At 71.4% G+C, this 11,305-nt stretch carries 12 protein-coding genes; 9 read left to right on the top strand and 3 right to left on the bottom strand.

The genetic code is table 11. The features are described from left to right. Positions 1-29: 29 nt before the first annotated feature. From BUE42_RS11150 to BUE42_RS11135, 4 genes are read left to right on the top strand one after another with little or no spacing between them, the layout of a single operon-like run. Complete coding sequence (locus BUE42_RS11150) at positions 30-737, top strand: GntR family transcriptional regulator (protein ID WP_073465171.1); 708 nt, start codon at positions 30-32, stop codon at positions 735-737. Further along, the gene (locus tag BUE42_RS11145; protein ID WP_073465170.1) at positions 734-1,702 is read left to right on the top strand and encodes a Bug family tripartite tricarboxylate transporter substrate binding protein; all 969 of its coding nucleotides are present in this window, start codon (positions 734-736) and stop codon (positions 1,700-1,702) included. The genes BUE42_RS11150 and BUE42_RS11145 overlap by 4 nt, the downstream gene beginning before the upstream one ends. Before the next feature lie 10 nt (positions 1,703-1,712). Further along, positions 1,713-3,083 carry an MmgE/PrpD family protein gene (locus BUE42_RS11140; RefSeq protein WP_073465169.1) on the top strand — a complete coding sequence of 457 codons (1,371 nt, stop codon included), beginning with the start codon at positions 1,713-1,715 and terminating at the stop codon, positions 3,081-3,083. Next, positions 3,080-4,033 (top strand): D-2-hydroxyacid dehydrogenase family protein, encoded by a 954-nt coding sequence (locus BUE42_RS11135; protein WP_073465168.1) that lies wholly within the window; start codon positions 3,080-3,082, stop codon positions 4,031-4,033. The genes BUE42_RS11140 and BUE42_RS11135 overlap by 4 nt, the downstream gene beginning before the upstream one ends. 168 nt (positions 4,034-4,201) lie before the next feature. Here BUE42_RS11135 and BUE42_RS11130 read toward each other — a convergent pair whose 3' ends face one another. Both BUE42_RS11130 and BUE42_RS11125 read right to left on the bottom strand, forming a co-directional pair. After that, a complete protein-coding gene (locus BUE42_RS11130) occupies positions 4,202-5,356 on the bottom strand; it encodes a hypothetical protein (protein WP_073465167.1) in 1,155 nt (384 codons plus the stop codon). Then, positions 5,353-5,994, bottom strand: a complete 642-nt coding sequence (locus tag BUE42_RS11125; RefSeq protein ID WP_073465166.1) for a sigma-70 family RNA polymerase sigma factor — start codon at positions 5,992-5,994, stop codon at positions 5,353-5,355. Before BUE42_RS11125 ends, BUE42_RS11130 begins: the two co-directional genes overlap by 4 nt. Positions 5,995-6,150: 156 nt before the next feature. Between BUE42_RS11125 and BUE42_RS11120 the strand changes: the two genes are divergently transcribed. Genes BUE42_RS11120 through BUE42_RS11100 form a run of 5 tightly spaced genes read left to right on the top strand, consistent with a single transcriptional unit; the run spans position 6,151 to position 10,711 of the window. Then, positions 6,151-7,686, top strand: coding sequence for a vWA domain-containing protein (locus BUE42_RS11120; protein WP_159445403.1), 1,536 nt, complete (start codon positions 6,151-6,153; stop codon positions 7,684-7,686). Between the two features lie 26 nt (positions 7,687-7,712). Beyond that, positions 7,713-8,369 (top strand): TetR/AcrR family transcriptional regulator, encoded by a 657-nt coding sequence (locus BUE42_RS11115; RefSeq protein WP_073465164.1) that lies wholly within the window; start codon positions 7,713-7,715, stop codon positions 8,367-8,369. A gap of 39 nt (positions 8,370-8,408) precedes the next feature. Continuing rightward, the gene (locus BUE42_RS11110) at positions 8,409-9,440 is read left to right on the top strand and encodes an MBL fold metallo-hydrolase (protein WP_073465163.1); all 1,032 of its coding nucleotides are present in this window, start codon (positions 8,409-8,411) and stop codon (positions 9,438-9,440) included. Between the two features lie 18 nt (positions 9,441-9,458). Further along, the gene (locus tag BUE42_RS32125) at positions 9,459-9,851 is read left to right on the top strand and encodes an Ig-like domain-containing protein (RefSeq protein ID WP_143171430.1); all 393 of its coding nucleotides are present in this window, start codon (positions 9,459-9,461) and stop codon (positions 9,849-9,851) included. After that, on the top strand, positions 9,851-10,711 hold the full coding sequence (locus BUE42_RS11100) for a MipA/OmpV family protein (protein ID WP_073465161.1): 861 nt from the start codon (positions 9,851-9,853) through the stop codon (positions 10,709-10,711). Before BUE42_RS32125 ends, BUE42_RS11100 begins: the two co-directional genes overlap by 1 nt. Here the strand turns inward: BUE42_RS11100 and BUE42_RS11095 are convergent, their stop codons facing one another. Beyond that, positions 10,712-11,137: a hypothetical protein gene (locus BUE42_RS11095; RefSeq protein WP_073465160.1), complete on the bottom strand. Its 426-nt coding sequence runs from the start codon at positions 11,135-11,137 to the stop codon at positions 10,712-10,714. Positions 11,138-11,305 lie beyond the last annotated feature (168 nt).

The raw sequence follows: 11,305 nt of genomic DNA, 5'->3' as shown, positions 1-11,305 counted from the left end.
TCGCCGATCGTTTCGTATACGATATACGAATGCTGCCCTGGACCGCTTCCGCCACCGCCGATCGCCTCAACGATGTGCGCGACACCTCCCTCGCCAAGCTGGTGCGCGACGACGTGCTCGAGCTGATCCTGCATGGCGCGCTGCTGCCCGGCCAGCGCATCAACGAGCCCGACATCGCGGCCCGCCTGAAGGTCTCGCGGGTGCCGGTGCGCGAGGCGCTGCGCGAGCTCGAAAGCTCCGGCCTGGTGGTCGCGCGCAAGAACGCCGGTGTGTTCGTGCGCCAGCTCGAGGCGATCGACGTGCGCGAGCTGTACGAGCTGCGCGAGATGCAGGACGGCTATGCCGCGTCGCGCGTCGCGGCACTGCCGGCCGCGCGGCGCCAGCCGCTCGCGCGCCGGCTGGAGGCCGCGATCGGCGTGATGAACGCCTCGGTCGACAGCGGCGACGCGCAGGCCTATTACGCCGAGAACCTGAAGTTCCACTGGGCCATCGTCGAGGCGGTCGGCAACCGGCAGTTGCTGGATGCCTACCGCGGCGTGATCCAGCGCCTGCACGTGGCGCGCCTGAGCAACCTGTCGGGCGACGCCGGCCGGCGCATCTCGATCGCCGAGCACCTGCAGATCGCGAAGGCGCTGCGCCAGGGCGATGCCGCCGCCTGCGAGCAACTGGCCCGTGCCCACGTCACCGACGCGCATGCGCGCCTGATCCCCCCACAACAGACCGGAGACACACGATGAAACGACGTTCGCTGCTGCACGCCGCAGCCCTTTCGGCGCTGCCCGCCTTCGCGCAGGCCCAGTCCAGGTTCCCGAACAAGCCGCTGCGCTACATCGTGCCGGTGGCCGCCGGCGGCGGCAGCGACATGATCGGCCGCACCGTCACCGAACGCTGGGGCGTGCTGCTCGGCCAGACCATCGTGGTCGACAACCAGGGCGGCGGCGGCGGCGTGATCGCCGGACAAACCACTGCCCATGCGGCACCCGACGGCTACACGCTGATGCAGGGCTATGTCGGCACGCACGGCACCAGCCCGGCCACGCGCAAGCTGCCGTACGACGCGGTCAAGGACTTCACGCCGATCGGCATGATCGGCGCCACGCCCAACGTGCTGGTGGTCAACGCCCAGCTGCCGGTGAAGACGCTGAAGGAGTTCATCGACTACCTGAAGAAGAACCCCGGCAAGGTCGCCTACGGCTCGGCTGGCCCGGGTTCGCTGACGCACCTGACGATGGAGCTCTTCAAGCAGCAGGTGGATTCGTTCATGGTGCACGTGCCGTACCGCGGCATCGCACCGGCCTTCACCGACCTGATCGGCGGGCAGACGCAGGCGATGTTCCCCGGCCTGGCCGCCGCGATGCCGCACCTGCGCAGCGGCAGCGTGCGCGCGCTGGCCGTCACCGGCACCAAGCGCCACCCGCAGGCCAAGGACGTGCCGACGCTCGAGGAATCCGGCTTCAAGGGCTTCGATGCGATGCAGTGGTACGGCGTGGTCGGCCCGGCCGGCATGCCGGAAACTATCGTGCGCCAGCTCAACGAGACGCTGGCGACCGTGCTGAAGGCGCCGGACCTGCGCGAGAAGCTGGCCGTCGAGGCGGTCGAGCCGACGCCGATGACGCCGGCGCAGTTTGGCGACTACATGCGCAACGACATCGCGCGCTGGGCCAAGCTGGCCAAGGCGCGCAACATCCAACTCGACAACTGAAGAGACCGCCATGGCCCGCAACACCCAGGTCGCCGCCGACCACAACGCCCCGCCCATCACGCAGATCCTCGCCCGCTTCGTCGCCGAACACCCGTCGCGCGGCTGGAGCGATGCGGTCGACCACGAGGCGCACCGCACCTTCCTGAACTGGCTCGGCTGCGCCGTCGGCGCGGCCCGCCACGAGGCGGCCGACGCCGCGCTGGCGGCGGTCAGCATGCTGCAGCCTGCCCCGCAGGCCACCGTGCTCGGCCGCGGCGAGCGCGTCGACATGGCGAGCGCCGCGCTGGTCAACGGCATCACCTCGCACACCTTCGACTTCGACGACACGCACCTGAAGACCATCATCCACCCGGCCGGGCCGGTGGCCTCGGCGTTGCTCGCGCTGGCCGAGCACCAGGGGGCCAGCGGCCGCGCGCTGATCGACGCGCTGGTGATCGGCATCGACGTGGCCTGCCGCCTCGGCAACACCGTCTATCCGGAGCACTACGACCGCGGCTGGCACATCACCGGCACCACCGGCATGCTGGGCGCGGCCGCCGGTTGCGCGCGGCTGCTCGGGCTGGACGTGCAGCAGACGGCGATGGCGCTCGGCATCGCGGCGTCGCAGCCGGTCGGGCTGCGCGAGCAGTTCGGCACGATGACCAAGCCGTTCCACCCGGGCGCGGCGGCGCGTGCCGGGCTGATGTCGGCGCTGCTCGCGCGCCACGGCTTCACCAGCAGCCCGAAGGCGATCGAGGCACCGCGCGGTTTCGCGCAGGTGGTGTCGACCAAGTGCGCCTGGAACGAGGTGACCGACGAGCTGGGCGAGCGCTTCGAGATCTCGTTCAACAGCTACAAGCCGTTCGCCTGCGGCATCGTGATCCACCCGAGCATCGACGCCTGCGTGCAGCTGCGCGAGCAGGGCGTGCGCGCGGAAGACGTCGAGCGCATCGAGCTGAAGGTGCATTCGCTGGTGCTCGAACTGACCGGCAAGAAGGAGCCGGCCGACGGGCTGCAGGGCAAGTTCAGCGTGTACCACGGCTGCGCGGCCGGCCTGGTGTTCGGGCATGCGGCGGAGGAGGAGTTCTCGGATGCGGTGGTCACGCGTCCCGACATGGTGGCGCTGCGCCGCAAGGTGGTTGCCACGGTCGATGACCGCATCGACGAGGCCAGCGCCGACGTGACCGCGGTGCTGCGCGACGGGCGCCGCGTGCACGTGTTCGTCGAGCACGCGATCGGCTCGCTGCAGCGGCCGATGAGCGATGCGGCGCTCGAGGCCAAGTTCCACGGCTTGTCCGATGCGGTGCTCGGCGCGGCGAAGACGAGCGAGCTGATCCGCGCCTGCTGGCAGGTCGGCGGCGCGGCCGACCTGAAGGCGCTGGCGGCGCTGGCGCGGCCATGACGAGGCCGCGCATCGTCGCGCTCGACGACTGGGAACGGAGTTTCCGTCGGCTCGGCGACTGGCGCGCGATCGACGCGGCCGCCGATGTGACGATCCACCATGCGCCGTTGCGCGGCGATGCGTTGCTCGATGCATTGCGCGACGCCGACGCGATCGTGCTGATGCGCGACCGCACGCCGTTCGGCACCGAGCTGCTGGCGCAGTTGCCGAAGCTGCGCTTCCTGGCCTACACCGGCACTCGCAACAACGCGCTCGACCAGCAGGCGCTGCAGGCGCGCGGCATCCCGGTGCACCACACCGAATGGGGCCCGTCGAAGAGCGCGACCTGCGAGCTGACCTGGGCGCTGATCCTCGGTGCGGTGAAGCAGGTGGCGGTCTCGAGCGCGCGGCTGCGCGCCGGCGGCTGGCGCAGCGAGGTGGCCGAGCCGCTCGCGCCGGTGCTGCACGGCCAGCGGCTGGGGCTGATCGGCCTCGGCGAGATCGGCGGCCGCGTGGCCGCCGTCGGCCGGGCCTTCGGCATGGACGTCGTCACCTGGAGCCCGCACATGACCGAGCAGCGCGCGCTGCAGCATGGCGCGAGCTCGCTGCCGCTGGAAGAGTTGCTGGCCACCTCGGCGGTGGTCAGCCTGCACCTGGTGCCGACGGCCGAGACGCGGCACCTGATCAACGCCGAGCGGCTCGCGACGATGCGGTCGGACAGCGTGCTGGTGAACACCTCGCGTGCGTCGCTGGTCGACACCGATGCGCTGGTGGCGGCGCTGAAGCAGGGCCGGCCGGGGGCCGCGGCGCTGGACGTGTTCGACGCCGAACCGCTGGCGACCGACCATCCGCTGCGCGACGCGCCGAACCTGCTGCTGACGCCGCACCTGGGCTTCGTTGTCGAGCCGGTGTTCCAGCGCTTCGCGGATGGTGTCACGGCAGGCCTGGCGGCCTGGCTCGCGCAGGGCTGAAGAGGCACGTTCGGGCTGAGGGAAACCCGTTCGGGCTGAGCCTGTCGAAGCCTGCGCATCACACCCACCCGTTCGCCCTGAGCCTGTCGAAGGGTCTGCACGCATCGAGCAAAGGCATCGACAGGCTCAGCCCGACCCTTCGACAAGCTCAGGGCGAACGGGAAATGGTCAGGGCGTCGCCGCCTCCAGTGCCTGGCGCAGTGCCGCGAGGGTCGCCGCGTCGAGCGGCGCACGCAGCGTCTCGCCCACATCGCGGCGCTCCCACAGCAACGCGTCGTCGGTCAGCTGCAGGCGCTGCGTGACCTCGCCATCGCGCAGCAGCTGCAGCTCGGTGCCCGGCGCGGGGCGCAGGTTGCCGAGGCTTTGCCAACGCCCGCGTGACGCGGCCTCCAGGCGGCCGAGCCATTGGCTGATGGTGTTGTCGAACGGATGCTGCGGGCCGCCGGGGCGTTGCCAGTACCAGTGCGTCGCTTCGCCGGCGATCTGCTGACGCAGTTGCGCGATGGCCGGGCTGGCCGCGAAATGGGCCTGCAGGCTCGCAGGCGCAGCCGCTTCCGCGGCCGCGGAAGCCTGGCTGGGCGAGACGGCCTTCGCGGCCGCGAACCGCGAGCTCGGGTCAGCCGTGTCGCTGCTGCGCTCGCGGCTTTCGTTCAGGCGGCGCTGGCTCAACGCACCGGCCGCCGCGCCCTGCGACTGCGGCGCGGGGGCGGGCGCGGCCGCAGGTGGCGGCGCCGCGGGCATCGGTCGTGGCATCTGCAACGTCGATTCCTCGGCCACGATGCCGGGCGAATCGGCAACGGCATCGCGTCGCGGCGCCTCTTCAGCCTGCCGCGGTGTGGGCGGCGGCTTGGGCTTCTCGCTGCGCACCGACGGGGCCGGTGCTGGCGGGGGCGCAGGCTCGGCGGCCGGTGCGGGCACGGCCGCGCCCGCCATCGATGCCGCAGCTTCTTTCTTCTTTTCCAACGGATCGGATGCCGGCTCGGCAGCGGGCGCCGTCGGCGCCTGCACCGCGGCACGCGGCGGCAGCGCTTCTTCCGGCGGGCGCTCGCGCCACAGCAGGCCGGCGAAGCCGATCACCACCACGCCGGCCAGCGCGCCGGCGAAGCGCGGGCTGCCGATCCAGTGCCACAGCCGCGACGGCAGCGACGGTGCCGCGGCAGGAATGGCCGCACGACCCTCGCGCGCCTTGGCCTGCGCCTCGTGCAGGATCAGCGCGCGCAACGCCGCCGGCGCCGCCGCATCGGCGTCCGGCGCATGGCGCAGCGCCTGCCGCAGGTGGCTGTCGCGTTCGATATCGCGCTCGATGTCGGCCTTGTCGCTCATCGCGAAGCCTCCGTGCCGTTCAGCGGCGCGAGGTAGGCCCCCATGCAACTGCGCAGCTTGCTCATCGCATAGCGCAGCCGGGTCTTCGCGGTCTCGAAGCCGACCTCGAGCGCACGCGCCACCTCGGCCAGCGGCAGCTCGTCGTCATGGTGCAGCAGGAAGGCGCTGCGCTGCGGCAGCGGCAGTTCCTCCAGGCAGGCCAGCAGGCGCTCGCCGGCGCGGCGCCAGAACGCGATGTCCTCGCCCTGCGGCGCCGGCCACTGCTGCCACGGCACGCCGTTCGCCGCGTCGGGCTCCCACGGCGCCTCGTCGTCGTCGGTCGTGATCGACACCTCGCGGCCGCTGCGCCGCCACACGTCGATCACCCGGTGGTGCGCCAGCGTGAACAGCCAGGTGCGGAAGCTCGCGCCCTGCGGCTGCCAGCTGGCGCGGGCGTTGACCACGCGCAGCCAGGTGTCCTGGAACACCTCGTCGGCCTGCGCCGACAGCGCGCTGCCGAGCAGCCGGCGCACGAAGCGGTACAGCCCGGCCTGGTGGCGGGTGTACAGGGCTTCGAAGGCGGCCGCATCGCCGCGCGCATAGGCACTCATCAGGTGGTCGTCGCTGGTGTCGGTGTCAGTGGGGAGGCCGGGTTGCATGGCATGGCAGTCTGCCTGATACAGCGGGTGATACGCGCGACGGTGCGCAACGGGGTGAAACGACGGGCCTCGAAAAAGATTCGCGAAGGTTTCACCCCATCGCGCCGGCTGCCGCGTGTCAGCCAGGGTCACGTTCCGACAACCCTGGAGACCCGCATGGACACAATGAAGACCCCGCGCCGCACGCTCACTTCGGTGCTGATCGCCTCGCTGCTGCTGGCCGCTTGCGCCGGCAGCCTGGACGGCAACCTCGCCCAGGCCGCCGAACCCTGGCCGCCGGTCTGGCAGGACGCGCCGCCGCAGCTCGACGATGCACCGCCCGCGTTCAGCCCGCCGTCTGCGACCAGCTGCCACCGCCTGCCGGCGATGCGCGAGGTGCCCGGCGGCGCGGGCCAGCAGGCCAACCGGCGCCTGGGCCGCGCCGACCGCATCGAGCGGGAGTCGCTGAAGGCCGAATCGAAGGCCGCACCCGAGCGCCGCGACGAGCCGGCGATGGCCGCGGGCTCGGCGGCCGATTCGGTGCGCGAGCGCGCCGTGGCGCCGGCGGCACCGGCCGCGAAACCCGCGCCCGAGCCGAGCGCGTCGTTCGCACCCGAGCCCTGGCCGGCACCGCCTGCACCGCAGCCGACGAAGCCCCGCCCGGTGCGCGAGACCGTCACCGCCGGCATGGTCGACGACAACGCCGACTTCGGCGAGTACCTCGCGTACCGGCAGCGCAACGCCGGCCTGCCGGTGCGCGAGCGCGACATCGCCGAGCGCTACCTGCTGGAGGTGACCGATGCGCAGGGCGATCCGGTGCACGACGCCGAGGTCGCGATCCAGCGCCCGGGCCTCGCGCAGCCGGTGATGTGGGCGCGGACCGACACCGCCGGCCGGGTCTGGCTGCACCCGCGCGCCTTCCTGCCGCAAGGCGCGCAGGGGGACCGGACGCTCGGCATCGCGGTGCGCAAGAACGGCGTGCAGGGCCGGGCGCTGCTGCAGCGCGGCCAGGCGAGCGCGGTGCAGGTGCGGCTCGGCCAGGCCGTGGTCGCGCAGCGTCCGCGGCTCGACCTCGTCTTCATGGTCGACGCGACCGGCTCGATGGGCGACGAGATCGCGAAGCTGAAGACCTCGATGCTGGCGATGGCGCAGCAGATCGCGCAGCTGCCGGTGCAGCCTGACCTCTGCTGGGGGCTGGTGGCCTACCGCGACCGCGGCGATGCGTTCCTGACCCGCACGCAGGACTTCACCGACGACCTGCGCGGCTTCCAGCAGGTGCTCGGCCAGTTGCGGGCGAACGGCGGCGGCGACACGCCCGAGGCGCTGAACGAGGCGCTGCACGAGGTGGTGCACGGCCTGAGCTGGCGGCGCGATGCGGCCCGCATGGTGGTGCTGGTGGCCGATGCGCCGCCGCACCTGGACTACGGCGGCCCGCAGTACGACACCGACATGCAGGCCGCGCTCGCGAAGGGCATCAAGCTGTTCGCGGTCGGCGCGAGCGGGCTCGACCCCGTCGGCGAGTACATCTACCGGCAGATGGCGCAGTACACCGCCGGCCGCTTCGTATTCCTGACCTACCGCGATGCCGCCGACCCGGCCAGCGGACCCGGCACGCAGACGACGCACGACGTGAAGCAGTACTCGGTGCAGACGCTGGACCGGCTGGTGGTGAAGCTGGTGGCGGACGAGCTGGCGAAGCTGAAGCGTACTTGACACCATGTGCACATGGTGTAAAGTTGATGCAACTGATCAACCGCTTGGAGCCGCCCGGCTTCGAGCCCTGCACCATGCCACCCGACACCGTCGAGCCGACCACCGCCCGCCGCGACGCCATCCTGCAGGCCGCGGCCGGCGTCTTCCTGCGCTACGGCTACCGCAAGACCTCGATGGACGACCTGGCGCGTGCGGCCGACCTGTCGCGCCAGGGCCTCTACCTGCACTTCGCCAACAAGGAGGCGCTGTTCAAGGACGTGGTCGTGCAGCTGATCGGCCAGAGCCGCGCCACGATGCGCGCGGCGCTGGCGCGCGACGAGCTGCCGATCGAAGAGCGCCTGCTGGTCGCCTTCATGGCGCTGAAGTCGCAGGCCGATGGCACCGAGCTGCCGCAGGAGCACCTGGCCGAGCTGTTCGCGACGGCCACGCAACTGGTCGGCCCGGTGCTCGACGAGCTGGAGCAGGCGATGGTCGCCGACCTGTCGCGCGCGCTGACGTCGAGTGGCGTCGCCGCCGCCTGGAAAGACGCCGGCGTCAGCGCCAAGGACCTGGCGCTGCACCTGTCGGCCGCGTCGCACGGCATCAAGCACCACGCCCGCAGCACCGCCGACTACCGCGAGCGCATGCGCGTCGCGATCCGGCTGGTGTGCCGCGCGCCCGTTCCTTCGCCAGCGCGCCGCTGAGCGCCCGCCCTTTTTCTGCGTCACCGGAGTGATCCCGCCATGAGTTCCGCCACCCTCTGCCCCCGCCGCACCACGCCGGCCGACCACACCGCATCGCCGCAGCACCGCGACGGCAAGTTCCGCAACGTCGTGCCCCGGCAATCGCCCGGCTTCCTGAAGACGCTCGGCATCGCGTGGCGCGTGCTGACGAGCAAGCCCGACACCACGGTGCCGCGCGCACCGATCCCGGTGCAGGCGCTCAGCGCGGCGGCACTCGCCGAGGCGCCCGACGCGAGTCTGTTCCGGCTCGGCCATTCGACGCTGCTGCTGAAGCTGGCCGGCGAGTTCTGGCTCACCGACCCGGTGTTCTCCGAGCGCGCGTCGCCGGTGCAGTGGGCCGGCCCGAAGCGCTTCCATGCACCGCCGATCGACATCGACGCGCTGCCGCCGATCAAGGGCGTGATCCTGTCGCACGACCACTTCGACCACCTCGACCATGACGCCATCCTGCAGCTCGCGCCGAAGGTGGAGGTGTTCGTCACGCCGCTGGGCGTCGGCGACCGCCTGATCGCCTGGGGCATTGACGCCTCGAAGGTGCGCCAGCTCGACTGGTGGCAGCAGACCAGCGTGCACGGTGTGCAGTTGGTGGCCACGCCGGCGCAGCATTTCTCGGGCCGCAGCCTGCGCGACGGCGACAGCACGCTGTGGGCCTCGTGGGTGATCGTCGCCGGCGACCTGCGGCTGTTCTTCAGCGGCGACACCGGCTACCACGCCGACTTCAAGACCATCGGCGACCGCCTGGGCCCGTTCGACGTGACGCTGCTCGAGACCGGCGCCTATGACAAGCAGTGGCCCGAGGTCCACATGCAGCCCGAGGAGACGCTGCAGGCCCACCTCGACCTGCGCGGGCGCTGGCTGATGCCGGTTCACAACGGCACCTTCGACCTCGCGATGCACCCGTGGCACGAGCCCTTCGACCGCATCCTCGACCTGGCCGCGACGCATGGCGTGCGGCTGGCCACGCCTGAAATGGGCGAGCGCCTCGCGCTGGATGCGCCACAGCCCGGGAAACGGTGGTGGACCAGCGTGTGAGCGGGGTAGCATCCGCTGATGCGACGACCTGCCCACCTTTCCGCCGTGCTCGCCGGTGCGGCGCTGCTCACCGCCTGCGGTGGCGGCTTCTACGTCGAATGGAGCAACGGCTTCGATGACGACGGCCCGCCGAGCGTGCAGCTGGTCGCGTCGGCGTCGTCGGTGCAGGCCGGCGGCTCGGTGCGGCTGTCCGCGGCGGCCAGCGACCGGAGCGGCATCGACGAGGTGCGCTTCTACCGCCTCGACGGCCTCAGTTCGGTGCTGCTCGGCGGCGACAGTTTCCCGCCCTATGAATGGACGCTGACCGGCCCGACCGACGGCCGCAGCACGGTGCGCGTGTATGCCCGGGCGATCGACAACGACGGGCATGCCGCCGACAGCAGCACGCTGGTCCTGGACGTGACGCCCTGATGCGCCGGCTGCCGCGGGTCCTCACGTTCGTCCTTCCGCTGCTCTTCGCCACCTCGCTCGTCCATGCGCAGCAGGCCGACGCCCCGCCCGCCAAGGTCGAGGCCACGCCGAGCGGCAAGCCGCTGTGGGAGATCGGCGTCGGCGGCGTCGCCGTCAACGGCCCCGACTACCCCGCTGCCGGCACGCGCCATTCGCGCATCGCACCGGTGCCGATCTTCGTCTACCGCGGCGAGCGCCTGCGCGTCGACGAAGACGGCGTGCGCAGCCGGCTGTTCGCCGGCGGGCGCCTCGAGCTCGACCTGTCGGGCGCCGTCGCGTTCAATGCGCGCGACAACGATGCGCGGCAGGGCATGCCGGGCCTCGACTACCTGTTCGAGCTCGGCCCGCAGCTGCGCTGGCGCCTGCCGCTGCAAGACGGGCAACAGATCAGCGCCCATCTGAAGGCACGCGCGGTGTTCTCGACCGACGGGCGCGGCATCGACCGCCATGGCAGCGTCGTCGAGCCCGAGCTGCGCTGGCAGCGCCGCGGCTGGCCCGACAGCGAAAGCCAGGTGCAGTTGAGCGTCGTCAGCACCTGGGCCAGCGAATCGCTGCACGACTACTTCTACCAGGTGGATCCGCGCTACGCGACCGCGCAACGGTCGGCCTATGACGCGACGTCCGGCTACTTCGGCAGCGGGCTGCGCGCCTGGTGGTCACGGCGCATCGCGACCGACACGGTGCTGAGCCTCGGCAGCTCGTTCAACAGCCATCGCGGCGCGGCCAACCGCGCGAGCCCGCTGTTCGAGCGCAGCAACACGGTCAGCTTCGCGGCGGCGCTGATCTGGACGCCGTGGCACAGCGCCGAGCGCGTGCCCTGATCAGAACTCCAGCATCAGGTGGATCACGTGCGAGCCGATGCGTTTTTCAACGCGCGGGATGAACGCGATGCGCGCCGTCACCCCTTGCACCGTGAACAGTGACATCGTCGGCACGAACAGCGGCTGCACCGCGTGGTCGTAGCCAGTCACGCCGCCCATCGTTACGCCGAAGCGACCGTGCTCCAGCGTGTAGCCGGCGTAGACGCTGTTGCGGCGCAGCGAGTTGTGATACGCGCCAACCGTCCAGTTCTCGTCGCTGCGGTAGTACGCGCCGGGGTTCGAGTTGTTGTAGCGCTTGGCCGGGATGTGCTTGCTCGCGATGTGCAGGCCCCAGGTCTCGGCCGATGCCGCCGGTGCGAAGGCGGCGAGCGACAGCCCGGCCACGGTGGCGAGGCAGGCAGCGAGGAAGGTGCGGGGCAGGAACATGGGGCAGGCTTTCGAACAGGTCTGTCTGTGCTCCTTCTTTTCGACGCCCCGGCGGTCGCACGAAGCCGTCGTTTCGGACCCTGACGCCTGTCTGCGCACAAGAACACGGCATTTGTTGGCGCCCGCACCGGTGGTTACAGCTGGGTTTCATCGGGCTGACACAGGCTG

This window comes from Rhizobacter sp. OV335 (assembly GCF_900142965.1).
Lineage (GTDB): Bacteria > Pseudomonadota > Gammaproteobacteria > Burkholderiales > Burkholderiaceae_C > Rhizobacter.
Note: the sequence above shows the minus strand (reverse complement) of the source record. Positions and strands in the feature narration are given on the sequence as shown.

Coding starts and splice junctions, on each gene's coding strand:
- BUE42_RS11140 (WP_073465169.1), top strand. CDS start 1,713: ATGGCCCGCAACACCCAGGTCGCCGCCGACCACAACGCCCCGCCCATC.
- BUE42_RS11145 (WP_073465170.1), top strand. CDS start 734: ATGAAACGACGTTCGCTGCTGCACGCCGCAGCCCTTTCGGCGCTGCCC.
- BUE42_RS11125 (WP_073465166.1), bottom strand. CDS start 5,994: ATGCAACCCGGCCTCCCCACTGACACCGACACCAGCGACGACCACCTG.
- BUE42_RS11110 (WP_073465163.1), top strand. CDS start 8,409: ATGAGTTCCGCCACCCTCTGCCCCCGCCGCACCACGCCGGCCGACCAC.
- BUE42_RS11095 (WP_073465160.1), bottom strand. CDS start 11,137: ATGTTCCTGCCCCGCACCTTCCTCGCTGCCTGCCTCGCCACCGTGGCC.
- BUE42_RS11135 (WP_073465168.1), top strand. CDS start 3,080: ATGACGAGGCCGCGCATCGTCGCGCTCGACGACTGGGAACGGAGTTTC.
- BUE42_RS11115 (WP_073465164.1), top strand. CDS start 7,713: ATGCAACTGATCAACCGCTTGGAGCCGCCCGGCTTCGAGCCCTGCACC.
- BUE42_RS11130 (WP_073465167.1), bottom strand. CDS start 5,356: ATGAGCGACAAGGCCGACATCGAGCGCGATATCGAACGCGACAGCCAC.
- BUE42_RS32125 (WP_143171430.1), top strand. CDS start 9,459: ATGCGACGACCTGCCCACCTTTCCGCCGTGCTCGCCGGTGCGGCGCTG.
- BUE42_RS11150 (WP_073465171.1), top strand. CDS start 30: ATGCTGCCCTGGACCGCTTCCGCCACCGCCGATCGCCTCAACGATGTG.
- BUE42_RS11100 (WP_073465161.1), top strand. CDS start 9,851: ATGCGCCGGCTGCCGCGGGTCCTCACGTTCGTCCTTCCGCTGCTCTTC.
- BUE42_RS11120 (WP_159445403.1), top strand. CDS start 6,151: ATGGACACAATGAAGACCCCGCGCCGCACGCTCACTTCGGTGCTGATC.